15 protein-coding genes and 2 pseudogenes are annotated in these 17,681 nt (G+C 72.9%); 11 read left to right on the plus strand and 6 right to left on the minus strand.

Annotated features, from left to right (window positions below; genetic code table 11):
* Positions 1 to 42 precede the first annotated feature (42 nt).
* Positions 43 to 255: a DUF397 domain-containing protein gene (locus KGS77_RS20995; RefSeq protein WP_242584139.1), complete on the minus strand. Its 213-nt coding sequence runs from the start codon at positions 253 to 255 to the stop codon at positions 43 to 45.
* Positions 252 to 521: a Scr1 family TA system antitoxin-like transcriptional regulator gene (locus KGS77_RS21000; protein WP_242584141.1), complete on the minus strand. Its 270-nt coding sequence runs from the start codon at positions 519 to 521 to the stop codon at positions 252 to 254. Before KGS77_RS21000 ends, KGS77_RS20995 begins: the two co-directional genes overlap by 4 nt.
* A gap of 11 nt (positions 522 to 532) precedes the next feature.
* Here KGS77_RS21000 and KGS77_RS21005 point away from each other — a divergent pair.
* The 3 genes and pseudogenes from KGS77_RS21005 to KGS77_RS21015 all read left to right on the plus strand — a co-directional run.
* Positions 533 to 643 (plus strand): annotated as a pseudogene (locus tag KGS77_RS21005) (ATP-grasp ribosomal peptide maturase); the annotation flags it as partial.
* The gene (gene tgmC / locus KGS77_RS21010) at positions 636 to 1,757 is read left to right on the plus strand and encodes an ATP-grasp peptide maturase system methyltransferase (protein ID WP_242584143.1); all 1,122 of its coding nucleotides are present in this window, start codon (positions 636 to 638) and stop codon (positions 1,755 to 1,757) included. The pseudogene KGS77_RS21005 and the gene tgmC, both read left to right, overlap by 8 nt.
* Before the next feature lie 202 nt (positions 1,758 to 1,959).
* On the plus strand, positions 1,960 to 3,168 hold the full coding sequence (locus tag KGS77_RS21015) for a serine hydrolase domain-containing protein (RefSeq protein ID WP_242584145.1): 1,209 nt from the start codon (positions 1,960 to 1,962) through the stop codon (positions 3,166 to 3,168).
* Positions 3,169 to 3,210: 42 nt separating this feature from the next.
* Here KGS77_RS21015 and KGS77_RS21020 read toward each other — a convergent pair whose 3' ends face one another.
* The 3 genes from KGS77_RS21020 to KGS77_RS21030 form a co-directional block, all read right to left on the minus strand.
* Entirely contained in the window at positions 3,211 to 4,095 is an 885-nt protein-coding gene (locus KGS77_RS21020) for a DMT family transporter (RefSeq protein WP_242584147.1), read from the minus strand.
* Between the two features lie 143 nt (positions 4,096 to 4,238).
* The gene (locus KGS77_RS21025) at positions 4,239 to 5,900 is read right to left on the minus strand and encodes a penicillin-binding transpeptidase domain-containing protein (protein WP_242584150.1); all 1,662 of its coding nucleotides are present in this window, start codon (positions 5,898 to 5,900) and stop codon (positions 4,239 to 4,241) included.
* A gap of 169 nt (positions 5,901 to 6,069) precedes the next feature.
* Positions 6,070 to 7,833, minus strand: a complete 1,764-nt coding sequence (locus KGS77_RS21030) for a phospholipid carrier-dependent glycosyltransferase (RefSeq protein ID WP_242584160.1) — start codon at positions 7,831 to 7,833, stop codon at positions 6,070 to 6,072.
* 83 nt (positions 7,834 to 7,916) lie between these two features.
* Here KGS77_RS21030 and rsmI point away from each other — a divergent pair, with 83 nt between their 5' ends.
* The 8 genes and pseudogenes from rsmI to KGS77_RS21070 all read left to right on the plus strand — a co-directional run bounded on the left by rsmI (position 7,917) and on the right by KGS77_RS21070 (position 17,260).
* The gene (gene rsmI, locus KGS77_RS21035) at positions 7,917 to 8,795 is read left to right on the plus strand and encodes a 16S rRNA (cytidine(1402)-2'-O)-methyltransferase (protein ID WP_242584162.1); all 879 of its coding nucleotides are present in this window, start codon (positions 7,917 to 7,919) and stop codon (positions 8,793 to 8,795) included.
* Positions 8,796 to 8,965: 170 nt separating this feature from the next.
* Positions 8,966 to 9,505 carry a hypothetical protein gene (locus KGS77_RS21040; protein ID WP_242584164.1) on the plus strand — a complete coding sequence of 180 codons (540 nt, stop codon included), beginning with the start codon at positions 8,966 to 8,968 and terminating at the stop codon, positions 9,503 to 9,505.
* 79 nt (positions 9,506 to 9,584) lie between these two features.
* Positions 9,585 to 10,508 (plus strand): TatD family hydrolase, encoded by a 924-nt coding sequence (locus tag KGS77_RS21045; RefSeq protein ID WP_242584166.1) that lies wholly within the window; start codon positions 9,585 to 9,587, stop codon positions 10,506 to 10,508.
* A 600-nt stretch (positions 10,509 to 11,108) separates the two neighbouring features.
* Positions 11,109 to 12,397: pseudogene (locus KGS77_RS21050) on the plus strand (ubiquitin-like domain-containing protein).
* A 73-nt stretch (positions 12,398 to 12,470) separates the two neighbouring features.
* The gene (rsmA, locus tag KGS77_RS21055) at positions 12,471 to 13,370 is read left to right on the plus strand and encodes a 16S rRNA (adenine(1518)-N(6)/adenine(1519)-N(6))-dimethyltransferase RsmA (RefSeq protein WP_242584168.1); all 900 of its coding nucleotides are present in this window, start codon (positions 12,471 to 12,473) and stop codon (positions 13,368 to 13,370) included.
* The gene (locus tag KGS77_RS21060) at positions 13,367 to 14,335 is read left to right on the plus strand and encodes a 4-(cytidine 5'-diphospho)-2-C-methyl-D-erythritol kinase (RefSeq protein WP_277994248.1); all 969 of its coding nucleotides are present in this window, start codon (positions 13,367 to 13,369) and stop codon (positions 14,333 to 14,335) included. Before rsmA ends, KGS77_RS21060 begins: the two co-directional genes overlap by 4 nt.
* A 95-nt stretch (positions 14,336 to 14,430) precedes the next feature.
* Positions 14,431 to 16,230: an ABC-F family ATP-binding cassette domain-containing protein gene (locus KGS77_RS21065; RefSeq protein WP_242584170.1), complete on the plus strand. Its 1,800-nt coding sequence runs from the start codon at positions 14,431 to 14,433 to the stop codon at positions 16,228 to 16,230.
* Positions 16,231 to 16,540: 310 nt separating this feature from the next.
* A complete protein-coding gene (locus KGS77_RS21070; RefSeq protein WP_242584172.1) occupies positions 16,541 to 17,260 on the plus strand; it encodes a response regulator transcription factor in 720 nt (239 codons plus the stop codon).
* Between the two features lie 31 nt (positions 17,261 to 17,291).
* Here the strand turns inward: KGS77_RS21070 and KGS77_RS21075 are convergent, their stop codons facing one another.
* Complete coding sequence (locus KGS77_RS21075) at positions 17,292 to 17,660, minus strand: hypothetical protein (RefSeq protein ID WP_242584174.1); 369 nt, start codon at positions 17,658 to 17,660, stop codon at positions 17,292 to 17,294.
* Positions 17,661 to 17,681 lie beyond the last annotated feature (21 nt).

Here is a 17,681-nt window from a genome sequence, read left to right on the forward strand (position 1 = left end):
CCGCCGTCCCTGTTGCCAACCCTCTTGCCCCAAGGGGGAGGGTCACCCATGGCGTTTGGCGAACTGCACAAGACCGGCGAACCCCGCACGGGTCAGGGCCAGGCGCGGGCCGTTCGGGTCCTTGCTGTCACGGACCAGGAACTCACCCGTTGCGCGCGCGTGATCGGGCGCCCATTCGATGCATTGTCCCCCGTCGCCGCCGCTGTGGGTGCTCTTGGTCCACCGCATGGGCTGAGGGTCGGGTGTGCTGCTCATTTGGCGTGGTCCTCCATGATTCTGTGAATCAGGGCTAGCGACTCTTCCTCTGACAGTGCCCCCATGCGAAGCCGATCGAACATGCCGACGGCTTCCGCCACCACGCCAGAGGTGTCGTCCACTTGACCACCATGGGTGGGCGTCTCGGTGTAGACCGCGTGGGATGCGCCGTTCAACGAGAGCAGCGTGAACGGCAGGTGGCTGGGTGAGGCGCCTGCTTCGTACGGCAGCACCTGAACCGTGACGTGGGGTGACGCCATCTGCATGGCCAGGTGTGCTGGAGTGCAACCCCAATGGCCAATGGGCGTGGCTCGAAGACGCGGCCGGACTGCCGATCACCACCGCAATCGCAGACTTGTTGGAGAACGGAGCGAGTCAGCATGAGTGAACCCCTGCCGTCGGAACACCTGCGGGCCGGCCTCGCGCGGTGCCTGTCCAAGACCGGTGCTTTGCGCAGCCCGGAATGGGAAGCGGCCGTCATGTCGGTGCCCCGTGAGGCGTTCCTCTCGCGCGGCTGGTTCGAGTACGAGGAGGGCGGCTGGTACCGGCCTGCGGCCGGGGGCTCCGCGGAAGGACTCGCGCGGATCTACGAAGACGACACCCTCGTGACACAGGTGGCCGGGGGTGTCTTCCCCGACCAGGTCGAGGGGCGCATCGCCGCGGCCCCCTCGTCGTCGTCCACCCTGCCGAGTCTGGTCGTGCGGATGCTCGAAGACCTGCGAGCGGTCGAGGGGCTGCGTGTTCTGGAGATCGGCACGGGTACGGGCTATTCGACGGCGCTGCTGTGTCATGTCGTTGGCGAGGACAACGTGACCACGGTCGAGGTCGACGCCGAGGTGTCCGCCCTCGCCGGGATCGCGCTCGCGGGCGCCGGTTACCGGCCTGCCCGCGTGGTCGGTGACGGACTGGCGGGCTACAAGGAGGGCAGCCCGTATGACCGCGTGATCGCCACGTGCGGCGTGCACACCGTGCCGGCCGACTGGCTCGCGCAGACCCGGCCCGGCGGTGAGGTCCTGGTCACGGTCGGCGGGTGGATGCACGCGTCCGAACTCGTACGGCTCACGGTCGCCAGCGACGGCACGGCCGGCGGCCCGGTTCTCGGCGGACAGGTCTCGTTCATGCTGGCCCGTCCCCACCTTCCGCCCCCGCTGGGCATCCTGCCGAACCTCAGCGAGGGCGACGCGGTGCCCGCGGAGCTGGGCGCGGAGGTGCTTGAGGACTGGACGGCCCGATTCGTCGCCCAGACCGCCGCGCCAAGCGCACAGCGGCTCACGCTGCAACGGGACGGTCGGACGGAACACGTCGTGATCGACGTGGACGCCGAGGCGTGGGCGGTCGTCTTCCAAGACGGCGGACGGTGGATGGTCCGGCAGGGCGGTACGGCGCGCCTGTGGGACGAAATCACCGCGCGCCTTACACAGTGGCAGTCGGACGGGCGCCCGTCGGCCGACCGCATGCGGCTGCACGTCGGCCCCGACGGACAACGCCTCACGTGGGCGTGACCGAACGCTGACACCTCGAACTGCCCCCTCCGTCCGTCGTTCCCCCGCGGCGGACGGGCGGGGCCGTTCCGTGAGTGGGTGTTGCGCGGGCATCTTGGCCGTGACAAACCCCGCCGTTCCTGTGATGAACCCCACGGCCCGCCGCCCTGGTCATCAGCACTGATCCACACGTTGCACCATTGATGGGTCACAAACGCGACGGATGAGTGGGAAGCGGGAACCAGTGGTGGACGTCCAGGGCACGGTCGCGGACGGCTTCGAGCCGGTCCGGGACGCCTTCGCGGCCAACTTCGCGCGGCGCGGTGAGCGCGGTGCGGCCGTCGCCGTCTACCGGCACGGCCGCAAGGTCGTCGACCTGTGGGCCGGCACCAGGGACGGTGACGCGCCGGACACCGCCGACGCCGCGCCCTGGGAGGAGGACACCGCCCAGGTGATCCGCTCCGCCACCAAGGGCATCGCCGCGATCGTCCCGCTCCTGCTGCACCAGCGCGGCCTGCTGGACCTGGACGCCCCCGTAGGGACGTACTGGCCCGAGTTCAAGGCCGCCGGCAAGGAACGCGTCCTGGTGCGCCACCTGCTCTCGCACCGCGCCGGGCTGCCCGTCCTGGACACCCCGCTGACCCCCGCCCAGGCCGTCGACGGCCTCAGCGGTCCGGCCGCGCTCGCCGCCCAGGCCCCGGCCTGGACGCCCGGCGAGGACCACGGCTACCACGCCCAGACCTATAGCTGGCTGCTGTCCGAACTCGTCCTGCGGGTCACCGGGCGCAGCATCGGCACCTGGATCGCCGAGGAGATATCCGGCCCCCTCGGCATCGGCCTGTGGGTCGGGCTGCCGTCCGCCCTGCGCTCCCGCGCCGGCCGGCTGGCCGAGATCCAGGCCCCCGAGCCTCCTGCCTCCAGCGGCCTGCGCGTACGCCCCAAGCGCGAGGTCGTGGACGCCTACAACGACCCCGCCTCGCTGACCCGCCGGGCCTTCGCCGCCATCGACCCGGCCCCCGACGAGAACGACCCGGCCTACCGCGCCGCCGAACTGCCCGCCTCGGCCGGCATCGCCACCGCCCGTGCCCTGGCCCGCTGCTACGCCGCCCTGATCGGCCCGGTCGACGGCCACCCCCGTCTCTTCGCGCCCGCCACCCTCACCCTGGCCCGCACCGAGGAGTCCGCCGGCCCCGACCGCACCCTGGTGGTGAGCACCCGCTTCGGCCTGGGCTACATGCTGCACGGCCCGGCCTCGCCCCTCCTGGCCCCCGGCTCCTTCGGACACCCCGGCCGCGGCGGCTGCCTGGCCTTCGCCGACCCCGAGTCCGACACCGCCTTCGGCTACGTCACCAACGGCATGCAGCAGAACGTGACCGCCGACCCGCGCGCCCAGGCGCTGGTCCGTGCCCTGCGCACGTCGCTCACCGCGTAGCCCGTACGCACCCGTACGTACCTGTAAGGCGCTTTCCGTGTCTCAGCCCGCGTGCAGCATCAGGCCGATACCGAGGACCATCAGCCCGGCCGCGGCGATCCGCGGTGTGCCGAAACGTTCCTTGAAGAAGAGTGCCCCGATCGCGGCGCCGACGATGATCGAGGACTCGCGCAGCGCGGCGACGGGCGCCAGCGGGGCCCGGGTCTGGGCCCACAGGACCAGGCCGTACGCGAAGACCGACAGTGCCCCGCCGAGCAGCCCGCGCACGGCGACCGGCCGTAGCTGGGCGAGCAGCAGGCCCCGCCGTGAGGCCAGCGCGTACGCGGGGACGGCCAGGCCCTCCAGGATCATCAGCCAGGCGATGTAGCCGGGCGCGGTGCCGGAGGCGCGTACGCCCACGCCGTCCACGACGGTGTACGAGGCGATGGCCAGGCCGGTGGCGACGGCGGCCACGAGCGCCGGCCGGTGGACGGCCGCCCGTGGCCCGTCCCTGCGGGCGCGGCGCGCGGCGCCGGTCGGCAGCAGGCCCCACAGCGCCACTCCGACCAGGCCCGCCGAGGCGAGCGCCACCCCCGCGAGCTGCCAGGCGTCGGGGAGTTCACGGACGAAGACGGCCGCGAGCACGGTGACGGCCAGGGGAGCGGTGCCGCGCGCGATCGGGTACATCTGCCCGAACTCGCCCAGTTGGAAGGAGCGCATGAGCAGCACCTGATAGACGACGTGCAGGGCCGCGGAACCGATCAGGCAGGGCCAGGCGCCGGCCGCGGGCAGCGGTGCGAAGCACGCCAGGGCGGCGCCGCACACCGCTCCGCCGCCGCCCACCAGCGTGAAGGCCAGCACCTGGTCCTTGATGCCGTGGGCGATGGCGTTCCAACTGGCGTGGGTGACGGCCGCCATGAGGACCGCCGCGACGACCAGCGGGGTCATGGGGCCGAAGTGGGCCGCGTACAAAGGTTCATGGCCGCACGCTAACGAAAGATGTACGGGCCACGCGACCGGTTAAGGCGGAGGGGCCCGCCCGAGAAGGCCCCACCCGAAAAGGTTCCGCCCGAAGAGGTCCCCCGCCCGCCTCAGCCCGCCGTCAGGATGGACCGTACGACCGGACCGGCGTTGGAGCCGCCGTGTCCGCTGGCCGGGACGACGGCCGCGGCGGCCAGGTCACCGCGGTAGGCGGTGAACCACGCGTTGGGCTTGTCCTGCCCGTCGACCTCCGCGGAGCCGGTCTTCGCGCCGATGTCGCCGCCGACGCCGGACATCGCCTCGGCGGCCGTGCCGGACGTGGCGGTCAGCCGCATCAGGTACTTCAGGCCCGAGGCGGTGTCCGGCTTCATGGTGCGTGCGGCCTTGGCGAGGGCGCGGTCGTCCAGGGAGGGGGAGACGATGTAGGGCTGGTGGAAGGCGCCGTTCTGTACGGTCGCGGCCAGCGACGCCACGTTCAGCGGGTTCATCCGTACGCCGCCCTGCCCGATCAGCGAGGCGGCCATCTGCGCGTCGCTCTGCACCGGGACCGCCCCGTCGAAGGTGGGGATGCCGGTCTGCCAGTTCAGGCCGATGCCGAAGACGTCCCGGGCCTCCTTCGTCAGGTCGTCCGCGGCCAGCTTCCCCGCCTGCGAGATGAAGGCGTTGTTGCAGGACGCGGCGAAGCTCTGGGCGAAGGTCCCGTCCTTGATCTCGGACTTGTTCAGGTTCTGGAACTTCCAGCCGCCGACCGTCACGAACTTCTCGCACGGGTGCTTCTTGTCCGGCGCGGTCAGGCCCTTGTCCAGCAGCAGCGCGGAGGTGACGATCTTCATCGTCGAGCCGGGCGCGAGCGAGCCCTGCGTGGCGGTGTTGAAGCCGGTCGCCGGGGAGTTGGCGATCGCCAGGATCTCACCGGTGCTGGGCTTGAGCGCGACCGCCGAGGCCCGGCTCTTGCCCTTGACGGCCTTCTCGGCCGCGGCCTGGAGCTTGCTGTCGATGGTCGTCCGCAGCGTGCCGGGCCTGCCCTTGGCGAGCACCTTGAGCGTCTCGTCCGGCCGCTGGGTGCTGCTCTTGGCGCTCTTGGCCCGGTGGATGTAGAACTCCACGTCGGGCTTGCCGTCCGTCTTCTTCCCGTACTTGTCCCGCAGACTGCCCAGGATGCCGGCCAGCGCCGGGTGGGCCTCCTTGGTCAGCTCGGCGCCGTTGCGGTCCACGGCCTTGATCGGCGGGGCCTGGGACTCGCCGGTGAGCAGGGTGTCGCCCTCGCCCATCTTGGGGTGCAGCAGGGCGGGCCGCCACGCGATCCGCGGCTTGCCGGTGGCCGTGTCGCGCTTGACGGTCAGTGAGGTGGCGTAGGAGACGGGTGCCTGGTGGCTCTTGTACGCGATCTCGCCGGCGACGGTGTAGGGCACCGTGTCGCCGCTGCGCCGGCCGGGGGTCAGCGTCATCTTCGTCAGGTGGGTGCGCTTGCCGTAGTCCTTGAGCGCGGCGCCGGCGGCATCGGCGTCGTCGGTCATCGCGGCGGCCTTGGCGGTGTCGCCGGAGCGCCAGGCGGTGAGGAAGTCCGTGGCGGTGGTACGGACCTCCGCCGCACTCAGCGGCCCGGAGGGCACCTTGGCGGCCTCCGGGCCGGGCTTGCCGTCGGCCGCCCGTACCTGCGCGCCCGCCGTCTCCTGCCCGTCGGAGCCACCCAGCAGCGTGTAGCCGCCGACACCGCCCGCGACCAGGGCCACGGCCCCGCCGATCAGCCCGTACCTCACCTCACGGCGCATGACACCGATCCCCTCCGAATCCTCGTTCTTCGACACGCATCGATACGCACACAAGAACGTGCCCTGCACTCTATGGGACACGGGGTGCGCGGGGGCGTCTCGACCGGCGGACGGGCCGGTGACGGACGTCATATGACGCCCGGTCACACAGCTTGGGGCAGCGGCCCTTTCACACCCAGGTGTCGAACCACATCCTGTTGTGCCAGGCGCTCTTCGGTATCGGCATACCGGTATAGATCGGATAGAAGTAGATGAAGTTCCATACGATCAGCAGGACGAGCACCCCCGCGCCGACCGCGCCGATCGCCCGTCTGCGTTCCGCGGCGGCCAGCTCCGGTTCCGTCCGGGCCGCCGCGCCGTGCCCCGGGGCGGGCGGCCCGGCCAGCGCGCCGATCATCATGGCCACCGCCAGGCACACGAACGGCACGAACACCACCGCGTAGAAGACGAAGATCGTCCGCTGCTGGTAGAGGAACCACGGCAGATAGCCCGCCGCGATGCCGCACGCCACGGCGCCCGCCCGCCAGTCGCGCCGGAACAGCCAGCGGTACAGGACGTACAGGAACGCGAAGGCGCCCGCCCACCACAGCAGCGGCGTGCCCAGCGCCAGCACCTCACGGGCGCAGCCCCCGGCCACCGTGCAGCCGTCGTGCCCGAACTTGGGGTCCTCGTAGAAGTACGAGACGGGCCGGCCCAGCACCAGCCAGCTCCACGGGTTGGACTGGTAGGTGTGCGGGGTGTCCAGGCCGGTGTGGAAGTCGTACACCTCGGTCTGGTAGTGCCACAGGCTGCGCAGCCAGTCCGGCAGCCAGGTCCCGCCCGCCGCCCGGCCCTCGGCGGAGGTCGCCCAGTCGCGGTAGTAGCCGCCCTTGGTGAAGATCCAGCCGCTCCAGGACACCAGGTACGTGGCCAGCGCCAGGACGACCGTGGCACCGAAGGCGGGCAGCACGTCGCGGCGCAGCGCCGAGCGGTAGGGGCGCAGGGCCCCGGCAGTACGGCGCCCGGCCGCGTCCCACAGGACCGACAGCAGCGCGAAGGCCGCCAGGTAGTACAGGCCGTTCCATTTGGTGGCGGCGGACAGGCCCAGGCACACCCCGGCCGCCAGCCGCCAGGGCCGCCACCCCAGCCGCAGCCGGTCACCGACCTGCGCGCTGGGCCTGGCCACCCCGTCCTCGCCGACGGGCAGCGCGGCGGCCAGCCGGGCCCTGGTGCGGTCGCGGTCCACCAGCAGGCAGCCGAAGGCGGCGACCACCCAGAACATCACGATCAGGTCCAGCAGCGCGGTCCGGCTCATCACGAAGTGCAGCCCGTCCACGGCCAGCAGCACCCCGGCCACACAGCCCAGCGCGGTGGAGCGCAGCAGCCGGCGGCCGATGCGGCAGATCATCAGCACCGACAGCGTGCCCAGCAGCGCGACCATGAACCGCCAGCCGAAGGGGTTCAGACCCCACATCCACTCGCCCAGCCCGATGATCCACTTCCCTATGGGCGGGTGGACGACGTAGGAGTGCTCGGGGCTGAGCAGGATCCGCTGCGGGTCGGCGACCAGCGCGTCGTTGGCGTTCTTCGCCCAGGTGCCCTCGTACCCGTACTGGAGCAGCGACCAGGCGTCCTTGGGGTAGTACGTCTCGTCGAATATCACCTTGCCCGGGCTGGCCAGGTTCCAAAAACGCAGGATTCCGGCGAACAGGGCGACCAGCAGCGGGCCGCCCCAGCCCGACCAGCGCGCGCAGCGGGCGGCGAGGGCCGGGCCCAGCCCCAGCCGCGTCCACACCCGGGTCCCCGGCCGGGGGAACGCGGGGACCAGTTGCTCGCGGACACCGGCCCGCGGACGGGCGGCGTAGCCGAAGTGGCGCAGCCGTCGCTGCCACGCACCGGGCGCTCGGTCGCGTTCCTCGGCGCGGTGGGCGTCTGTCGCGGTGTCACTCGTCACCGGGCCATCGTAGGGAAGCGGCCTGTGAACCGGGCCCGGCCGCGCGGCGGCCGGATGGGAGGAGCGGCGCGGCGACTGCGAGGATGGGCGGCGTGACAGGAACGCTCGTACTTGCAGGGACGCCCATCGGCGAGGTCGCGGACGCGCCGCCGCGGCTGGCCACCGAACTGGCGGCGGCCGATGTGATCGCCGCCGAGGACACCCGGCGGCTGCGCCGCCTCACCCAGGCCCTGGGCGTGCACACCACGGGCCGCGTCGTGTCCTACTTCGAGGGCAACGAGTCCGCCCGTACGCCGGAACTGGCCCAGGCGCTGGCCGACGGCGCGCGGGTGCTGCTGGTGACCGACGCCGGGATGCCGTCCGTCTCCGACCCCGGGTACCGGCTGGTCGCCGCGGCCGTGGAGCGCGGGGTGCGCGTCACCGCCGTCCCCGGGCCCAGCGCCGTGCTCACCGCGCTGGCCGTCTCCGGCCTGCCCGTGGACCGCTTCTGCTTCGAGGGGTTCCTGCCGCGCAAGGCCGGCGAGCGGCGCTCCCGGCTCCAGGAGGCCGCGGCCGAGCGCCGCACGCTGGTCTACTTCGAGGCGCCGCACCGCTTGGACGACACCCTCGCCGCCATGGCCGAGGCGTTCGGTCCCCGGCGGCGCGCGGCGGTGTGCCGGGAGCTGACCAAGACGTACGAGGAGGTACGGCGCGGCCCCCTGGAAGAGCTGGCGCGCTGGGCGGCGGAGGGCGTACGGGGCGAGATCACCATCGTCGTCGAGGGCGCCGCGGACACCGGCCCCCAGGACCTGGACCCCGGTGAGCTGGTGCGCAGGGTGCAGGTACGCGAAGAGGCGGGGGAGCGGCGCAAGGAGGCCATCGCCGCCGTCGCGGCGGAGGCGGGCGTACCCAAACGCGAGGTGTTCGATGCCGTGGTCGCGGCAAAGAATGCGGCGCGGACAGCACCGCCGGAAGGTAAATGACTAGCCTGGAAGGTAAAGCGTCGGTCCGCGCAGCGGGTCGCTTTACCTGCACCCTGTCAAATCTGGGCCAATAGGTAGAAGCACTGCTGCGTCACAGCCGGGAAAGGCGTCCACTGGGAGGTGGGACGTTCGTCCCCGGAGACCTTGTCCAGCGGGCAAGAGGAGCGGCTATGAGTGACATCGCGGGAACGCCGGGCACCACCAGTGGCACCCACCCCACCACCAGTACCGAACCCCCGGCACACGAGGCGTACGCCTTCGCGTGCATGAGGTGCGGCTACGGCTGGGAGCAGTCGTACGAGATAGTCCACCACGTCGACGCCCAAGGGCGCACCCACTGCTGGTACTACGCGGACGGCGAGCGCGTCCCGTCACCGCTGACCCGGCCCACCTGCCTGAACTGCGGCGGAAACGTCGTACGCATCATGCGCTCCGGGCAGGTCTCGATGGTCTCCGACGCCATGGCGAACATGTACCGGCGCTATCCCTCGGGCGCCGCGGAGGCCAGGGGCGGGGCCGGCGCGGGAGCCGTCCCCCAGCAGGGCACGGACTCCTCGGACGGCGTGGGCACGGCAGGCGTGGGCAAGGCGGGCACCGGGCCGGCGAGCGCGGGCGCGGCCCGGGCGGCGGACGGCACGCGGGAGCGCGCCGGCCACCACCACTGGCACCTCTCCGACCTGCTCCACCCCTTCCAGCACCACCGCAAGTGAGCCGCTCCGGCCGCCACCGCATCGGCGGCGGCCGGACCGCACCGGATGCCGTGGCCGCCTTCCTCGTAGGATCGCGGCCATGAGCAGCAGCACTGTCGGCAACCCGGGCAACCAGTCCCCCTCCCGCGGCGCGTCCAAGGACGCGCCGCCGCCGCTGCCCGAACCGCTTCGGGTACCGGTCGCCGACTCCCACACCCACCTCGACATGCAACAAGGCACGGTCGAGGAAGCCCTCGCCAAGGCCGCGTCGGTCGGCGTGCGTACGGTGATCCAGGTGGGCTGCGACCTGGCGGGCTCGCGCTGGGCCGCCGAGACGGCCGCCGCGCACGAGAACGTGCACGCCACCGTCGCCCTGCACCCCAACGAGGCGCCGCGGATCGTGCTCGGGGACCCGGACGGCTGGTCGCGGCAGGGGGCCCGTGCGGCGGGCGGGGACGCCGCCCTGGACGCGGCGCTGGAGGAGATCGAGGCGCTGGCCGCGCTGCCGCACGTGCGCGGCGTCGGCGAGACGGGCCTGGACCACTTCCGTACGGGCCCTGAAGGCATGGCCGCCCAGGAACGTTCCTTCCGCGCCCACATCGAGATCGCCAAACGCCACGGCAAGGCGCTGGTCATCCACGACCGCGAGGCCCACGACGACGTGCTGCGCGTGCTGCGCGAGGAAGGCGCGCCGCCCGTCGTCGTCTTCCACTGCTACTCCGGCGACGCCGAGATGGCCAAGGTCTGCGCCGAGGCCGGCTACTTCATGTCCTTCGCGGGCAACGTCACCTTCAAGAACGCCCGGCCGCTGCGCGAGGCGCTGGCGGTGGCCCCCGCCGAGCTGGTGCTGGTGGAGACCGACGCGCCGTTCCTGACCCCGGCGCCGTACCGCGGACGGCCTAACGCCCCGTATCTCATTCCGGTCACGCTGCGCGCGATGGCGGAGGTCAAGGGGATGACCGAGGACGCGCTGGCCACGGCCGTGGCCGCCAACACGGCACGCGCCTTCGGCTACCGGCCCTGACCGACGGCGGCGGCGCGGCAGGATAGCGCGGCGACGCTCCGTAGCGGGTCCGCTTTGGAGAGTCACCGCCGCTCCGCTACATTCCGGCCGACAACCGGTTCCCGTGGCACGTGGAGCGTCGTGAGTCATTCGCAGGGCAGCCACCGAGCCGCGCGCAGCCGCCGCGGCGTCGAAGCCGAGCCGCGCCATGAGGCTCCTGAGATCCACGAGTTCCGTGAGGCGTACGGAGCGCACACCCCCCTGTACGGCGCGCCGGACGCCTACGCCGCTCCCGTCTCCTACGCCGCCCCCGCTTCCTACGCCGCTCCCGCCACCTATGGCGGCTCCTACGGCCCGTACAGCGCTCCCGCCGCCCCGGCCGCCCCGGAAACCTACGACGGCCGGTACGGCAGCACGTACGAGGCGTACACCACGTACGAGACGTACGGCATGAGCGGCAGGCAGGGCTTCGGGCCGCCCCGCACCCACGACTACGCCTACCCGGCCCAGGACCCCTACGGGCCGCCGGAGACCTCCGCCGCCGGGACCTACGAGGCGTACCAGGCCCGCGACGCGCCCGGAGGGCAGGACACCCCCGGCGCCTCCGCCCAGCGGAGCCGGGTGCCCCGCCAGTCCCCTGGCGCCGCCCCCGAGCCCCCGGACCGCTTCCCGGGCTTCGGGCCGCTCACCGGCCTCGGCGACCCGGACGGCACCGACGGCCCGGACGCCTGCGAAACCCGCGCGCCGGGAGGCGGGCGGGCCGCCGCGCGCCGCGCCGCCCGCTCCACCCGCCGCCGGCGCGGCTCCTGCGGCGACCGGCCCGACGCCCTGCGCCGCCTGGTGCCGCAGGCCCTGGTGATGGTCTTCCTCGCGGGCGGCACCTCCGCCTTCGTCGCCGATGACAAGGCGATCCGGCTGAGCGTCGACGGCACCCCGCGCGACCTGCACACCTTCGCCGACGACGTCGGGGAACTGCTGAGCGCGGAGAACCTGGAACCGGGCGAGCACGACCTGGTCTCACCGGGCCGCGACGCCCCCCTGACCAACGGCGAGGAGGTCGTCCTGCGCCACGGCCGCCCCGTCCGGCTCACCCTCGACGGCGAGCGCCGCCAGGTGTGGACGACCGCCGACACCGTCCAGGGCGCACTGCGCGAACTGGGCGTACGGGCCGCGGGCGCCTACCTCTCCAGCCCCCCGACCAGCACATCGCCCGGCACGGCATCGACCTGGCCGTCCGCACCGAACGCACGGTGATCTTCATCGCGGACGGGCGGGAGCACCGGGTCCGCACCAACGCCGCCACCGTCCGCGAGGCCCTGGACGAGGCGGGCATCGAACTGCGCGGCCAGGACACCACCTCCGTCCCGCCCGACACCTTCCCGCGCGAGGGCCAGACCGTCTCCGTCCTGCGGATCACCGGCACCCGGGAGATCCGCGAGGAATCGATCCCCTTCGAGACGGTCAAGAAGGACGACCCCACGCTCTTCAAGGGCACGCAGGCGGTGGTCCAGCAGGGCGAGCCGGGCGTGCGCCGGGTCACCTTCCAGCTCCGTACGGTCAACGGCGTACGGCAGAAACCCCGCAAACTGGGCACGGAGATCGTCAAGACGCCCCGGGAACAGATCGTGCACGTCGGCACCAAGACCATGCCCGCCAGCGTGGCCGGCGCCGACCACCTGAACTGGGACGCGCTGGGGCAGTGCGAGGCCGGCGGGCGCGCCAACGCGGTCGACGCCTCGGGTACCTACGGCGGCCTCTACCAGTTCGACGTACGGACCTGGCACAGCCTGGGCGGCCGGGGACGCCCGCAGGACGCCCCCGCGCAGGAGCAGACCTACCGGGCCAAGAAGCTCTACATCAGCCGGGGGGCGAGCCCGTGGCCGGTCTGCGGCCGTAAGCTTCACCGGTGAACGAGCGCAGCGAGCGAACAACGGAAAGGCGCGCCCGGTGCCACCGCACGGCCGGGCGCGGCGGGGCCCAGGCATGAGCGACAGCACCACCACCGACGAGTCCGGCCCCCTGCTGGGCGCCGCCGACATCCGCGAACTGGCCGCGGCGCTGGGCGTACGCCCCACCAAACAGCGCGGCCAGAACTTCGTCATCGACGCCAACACGGTGCGCCGCATCGTACGGACCGCCGAGGTACGGCCGGACGACGTGGTCGTCGAGGTCGGGCCGGGGCTCGGCTCGCTGACCCTGGCGCTGCTGGAGGCGGCCGACCACGTCACCGCCGTGGAGATCGACGAGGTGCTGGCCGCGGCCCTGCCGTCCACCGTCGCGGCCCGCCTGCCCGGCCGCGCCGACCGCTTCGCGCTGGTCAACCAGGACGCCATGCAGGTCACCGAGCTGCCGGGCCCGCCGCCCACCGCGCTCGTCGCCAACCTGCCCTACAACGTCGCGGTGCCCGTGCTGCTGCACATGCTGGCCACCTTCCCCACCATCGACCGCACCCTGGTCATGGTCCAGGCCGAGGTCGCCGACCGGCTCGCGGCCCGGCCCGGCAACAAGGTCTACGGCGTCCCCTCGGTCAAGGCCAACTGGTACGCCGAGGTCAAGCGGGCCGGCGCAATCGGCCGCAACGTCTTCTGGCCCGCGCCCAACGTCGACTCCGGCCTGGTCTCCCTCGTACGCCGCACGACTCCCGTCCAGACCACCGCGAGCCGCGAGGAGGTCTTCGCGGTCGTCGACGCGGCCTTCGCCCAGCGCCGCAAGACGCTGCGCGCGGCCCTGGCCGGATGGGCCGGCTCGGCCGCCGCCGCCGAGGCCGCGCTGGTGGCGGCGGGCGTCTCGCCGCAGGCCCGCGGGGAGGCGCTGACGGTCCAGGAGTTCGCCCGTATCGCCGAGCACCGCACCTCCCAGGGACCCCGAGGAGCAGCCGCGTGACCCGCCCGCCCGCCGACGGCCCGCCCGCCGCACCGGCACCCGACGCCGCCCCCCGCGCCGGTTCCGGCCGGGCCGCCGTCACCGTCCGCGTCCCCGCCAAGGTCAACGTCCAGTTGGCCGTCGGCGGCGCACGGCCCGACGGCTTCCACGACCTGGCCAACGTCTTCCTGGCCGTCGGCCTGTACGACGAAGTCACCGCCGCCGCCGACGACACGCTGCGGATCACCGCCACCGGCCCGGACGTGGACCGCATCCCCCTGGACCGTACGAACCTGGCCGCCCGCGCCGCCGGACTCCTGGCCGCCCGGCACGGCATCGCCCCCGGCGTCCACCTGCACATCGCCAAGGACATCCCGGTCGCCGGCGGCATGGCCGGCGGCAGCGCGGACGCCGCCGCCGCGCTGGTGGCCTGCGACGCCCTGTGGGGCACCGGCGCCACCCGCGAGGAACTCCTGGAGATCTGCGCCGAACTGGGCAGCGACGTGCCCTTCAGCCTGGTCGGCGGCGCCGCCCTCGGGCAGGGCCGCGGCGAGCTGCTGACCGCACTGCCCACCGGCGGCACCTTCCACTGGGTCTTCGCGGTCGCCGACGGCGGACTGTCCACCCCGGCCGTCTACCGCGAGTTCGACCGGCTCAACGAAGGCACGGACATCCCGGCGCCCCAGGCCGCCCCCGGGCTGCTGGAGGCGCTGCGCACCGGGGACGCGGCGGCACTGGCCGCCACCGTCTCCAACGACCTCCAGCCCGCGGCGCTGTCCCTGCGCCCCTCCCTCGCCGCCACCCTGGAGGCGGGCGGCGCGGCCGGCGCGCTGGCCTCCCTGGTCTCCGGCTCGGGGCCCACCACGGCCTTCCTCGCCGCGGACCGGCAGGCGGCCGAGGATGTCGCGCGGGCCCTGTCGGCGTCCGGAACCTGCCGTTCCGTACGGGTGGCCGTCTCGCCCGTACCGGGAGCCCGGGTCCTGTAAGAACCGGCCCCGGGCGGCTGCCGGCCACATGGGATCCTGGAGTGGCCCACAGTGCGCGGCGGCCGGAGCCGCGCCGGCCGGTAGCAAGGAGCCCAATGGCCACCAACCTCGTCAATCTGGAAGCCGTCGGCAAGGTGTACGGCACCCGTGCGCTGCTCGACGGTGTCTCGCTCGGCGTCAACGAGGGGGACCGGATCGGCGTCGTCGGGCGCAACGGGGACGGCAAGACGACCCTGATCCGTATCCTCGCCAAGCTGGAGTCCGCGGACGCCGGACGCGTCACCCACGCCGGTGACCTGCGGCTGGGCGTACTGACCCAGCACGACTCGCTGGACCCGGCCGCGACCGTACGCCACGAGGTGATCGGGGACCTCGCCGACCACGAGTGGGCGGGCAACGCCAAGATCCGCGATGTGCTGACCGGGCTGTTCGGCGGTCTGGACCTGCCCGGCTTCCCGCTGGGCCTGGACACCGTCATCGGCCCGCTCTCCGGCGGCGAGCGGCGCCGGATCGCGCTGGCCAAGCTGCTGATCGCCGAACAGGACATGATCGTCCTGGACGAGCCCACCAACCACCTCGACGTGGAGGGCATCTCCTGGCTGGCCGGGCACCTGCGGGCCCGCCGCTCCGCGCTGGTGGTCGTCACCCACGACCGGTGGTTCCTGGACCAGGTCTGTACCCGCATGTGGGACGTCCAGCGCGGCGACGTCCACGAGTACGAGGGCGGCTACAGCGACTACGTCTTCGCCCGGGCCGAGCGGGAGCGGATCGCGGCCACCGAAGAGGCCAAGCGGCAGAACCTGATGCGCAAGGAGCTGGCGTGGCTGCGGCGCGGCGCCCCGGCCCGTACGAGCAAGCCGCGCTTCCGTATCGAGGCCGCCAACGAACTGATCGCGGACGTGCCGCCGCCCCGGGACACCGCAGAGCTGATGAAGTTCGCCGGCTCCCGGCTGGGCCGGACCGTCTTCGAGCTGGAGGACGTGACCGTACAGGCCGGTCCGAAGGTGCTGCTCAAGCACCTGACCTGGCAGCTCGGCCCCGGCGACCGGGTGGGCCTGGTGGGCGTCAACGGCGCGGGCAAGACCTCGCTGCTGCGGGCGCTGGCCGAGGCGGCCCGTACGGAGGGCGAGGCGCAGCCCGCGGGCGGCCGGATCGTGGTCGGCAAGACCGTGAAACTGGCCTATCTCTCGCAGGAGGTCGGCGAACTGGACCCGGCGCTGCGGGTGCTGGAGGCCGTCCAGCGGGTGCGGGAGCGCGTCGACCTGGGCAAGGGCCGGGAGATGACCGCCGGCCAGCTCTGCGAGAAGTTCGGCTTCACCAAGGAGAAGCAGTGGACGCCGGTCGGTGACCTCTCCGGCGGCGAACGGCGCCGGCTGCAGATCCTGCGCCTGCTGATGGACGAGCCCAACGTCCTGTTCCTGGACGAGCCGACCAACGACCTGGACATCGAGACGCTGACGCAACTGGAGGACCTGCTCGACGGCTGGCCCGGCTCGCTGATCGTCATCAGCCACGACCGGTACTTCATCGAGCGCACCACCGACCGGGTCTTCGCCCTGCTGGGCGACGCCACGCTGCGGATGCTGCCGCGCGGCCTGGACGAGTACCTGGAGCGCCGGCAGAAGGTCATCGACGCCGCCTCCCCCGCGCCCGCCCCGGAGGCGGCCCCCAAGCAGAAGCCCGCCGCCGTCAACCGCGCCGCACAGAAGGAACTCCAGCGCATCGAGCGCCAATTGGACAAGATCGGCGAAAAGGAGACCAAGCTCCACGCGCAGATCGCCGAACATGCGACCGACTTCGCGAAGGTGGCCGAACTCGACGCCCAGCTCCGGCAGTTGACGGGCGAGCGCGAAGAGCTGGAGATGCGCTGGCTGGAACTGGCCGAGGACGCCTGACCCCCGTCCGCCCGTCGGTGCGCGCCACCCCCTTTCCGGCACGCCGGCCAAGCCTTGGCCAAAGATGACCGCTTGCGTTCTGTGGCCTTGTCCGTACTATCCGCGTACGGACGAGGTCACATCGGCGTGCCGGAAGGCCCAATAGCACCTGGGGAAGCCCGTGATGCGCAATGGGCAGGATTACGGCGTCCCGGAGCCCTTCTTCTTCTCAGGGGGGCGCGCAACGTCGAACAAGCGTGTAGCTTCCGGGGTCAAGAGGCCTGGCGAGGGCCGGGGGGCTGAGATCGCCGGGAAAATTGGGGGGTGCTCTATGGGCGTGCGGCTCATGGTGGTCGACGATCACCGATTGCTCGCCGAGGCGCTCGCCTCGGCCTTGAAGTTACGCGGGCACCGGGTGCTCGCGGCAGCCGCGCCGAGCGCCGGGGCGGCGGACCTGGTGGTCAGCAGGGCACCGGAGGTGTGCCTGCTGGGCACGGCCGCGCCCGCCGAGCCGGGGGTCTTCGACCCGGTTCTGCGGATAAAGAAGGAACGGCCGCAGGTCGCGGTCGTGGTCCTCGGGCCGGTGCCCAACCCGCGCGGCATAGCCGCCGCGTTCGCCGCCGGCGCCTCCGGCTACGTACGGCACGACGAGCGCATCGAGGGTGTGGAACGCGCCATGATGAAGGCGCGGGCGGGCGAGGCGGCGGTCGCCCCCCAGCTCCTCCAGCAGGCGTTCGAGGAGCTGCTGCACCCGGCCGCGCAGCCGGACGACGAGGGCGCGCGGCTGCTCCAGATGCTCACCCCGCGCGAGGTGGAGGTGCTGGTGCGGGTCGCCGAGGGCGAGGACACCCGGCTGATCGCGGCCGGCATGGGCATAGCGCCGAGCACCGCCCGTACGCACGTCCAGCGGGTGCTGATGAAGCTGGGCGTGGGCTCCCGCCTGGAGGCGGCGGCGCTGGCGGCGCGCACCGGGCTGCTGGACCGGGCGGCGACCGGCGGCGCGGGGCAGGGCGACGCGCTGGGGCCGGCGGGCGGGGCACCGCCGGTGTGAGGGGCGGCGGGATCCGGATACGGCCGTACGGTCAGCCGGAGGCGTCCCGTACGGCGTCCCGTGCCGTGTCCTGGGCGGCACCCCGTGCGGCGCCCCGCGCGGCGTCCGTGTCCTGGGCGATGTCCCGGGCCGCCGGTGGCACGGCCGGCCTGAGCTTGAGCCACACCAGGAAGAACAGCCCCAGCGCCAGCATGCCCAGCCCCGTCCACAGGTTGATGTTGATGCCCTGTGCCTTCTTCAGGTCCGCGTCCGAGGCCGTCAGGCCGGCGGCCGTGACGAGCACGCCGTACAGGACGAACAGCCCGCCGATGATGCGCCGTACGTCGAAGAGGCGGGCCGCGGTCGCCGACTTGCGTTCGAGTTCTTCGACTTCTTCGACCTGCCGCTGGTGATCGGCCATAGGAGTTCCTCGGTTCCTCGC

The sequence above is a fragment of the Streptomyces sp. MST-110588 genome (assembly GCF_022695595.1).
Taxonomy (GTDB): Bacteria; Actinomycetota; Actinomycetes; order Streptomycetales; family Streptomycetaceae; genus Streptomyces.

Bases quoted from the DNA above. Each gene is read 5' to 3' on its own strand.
- KGS77_RS21065 (WP_242584170.1), top strand. From the start codon at position 14,431: ATGGCCACCAACCTCGTCAATCTGGAAGCCGTCGGCAAGGTGTACGGC.
- rsmI (WP_242584162.1), top strand. From the start codon at position 7,917: ATGGGCGGCGTGACAGGAACGCTCGTACTTGCAGGGACGCCCATCGGC.
- KGS77_RS21000 (WP_242584141.1), bottom strand. From the start codon at position 521: ATGCAGATGGCGTCACCCCACGTCACGGTTCAGGTGCTGCCGTACGAA.
- KGS77_RS20995 (WP_242584139.1), bottom strand. From the start codon at position 255: ATGAGCAGCACACCCGACCCTCAGCCCATGCGGTGGACCAAGAGCACC.
- KGS77_RS21025 (WP_242584150.1), bottom strand. From the start codon at position 5,900: ATGCGCCGTGAGGTGAGGTACGGGCTGATCGGCGGGGCCGTGGCCCTG.
- rsmA (WP_242584168.1), top strand. From the start codon at position 12,471: ATGAGCGACAGCACCACCACCGACGAGTCCGGCCCCCTGCTGGGCGCC.
- KGS77_RS21015 (WP_242584145.1), top strand. From the start codon at position 1,960: ATGAGTGGGAAGCGGGAACCAGTGGTGGACGTCCAGGGCACGGTCGCG.
- KGS77_RS21040 (WP_242584164.1), top strand. From the start codon at position 8,966: ATGAGTGACATCGCGGGAACGCCGGGCACCACCAGTGGCACCCACCCC.
- KGS77_RS21020 (WP_242584147.1), bottom strand. From the start codon at position 4,095: ATGACCCCGCTGGTCGTCGCGGCGGTCCTCATGGCGGCCGTCACCCAC.
- KGS77_RS21045 (WP_242584166.1), top strand. From the start codon at position 9,585: ATGAGCAGCAGCACTGTCGGCAACCCGGGCAACCAGTCCCCCTCCCGC.
- tgmC (WP_242584143.1), top strand. From the start codon at position 636: ATGAGTGAACCCCTGCCGTCGGAACACCTGCGGGCCGGCCTCGCGCGG.
- KGS77_RS21070 (WP_242584172.1), top strand. From the start codon at position 16,541: ATGGGCGTGCGGCTCATGGTGGTCGACGATCACCGATTGCTCGCCGAG.
- KGS77_RS21075 (WP_242584174.1), bottom strand. From the start codon at position 17,660: ATGGCCGATCACCAGCGGCAGGTCGAAGAAGTCGAAGAACTCGAACGC.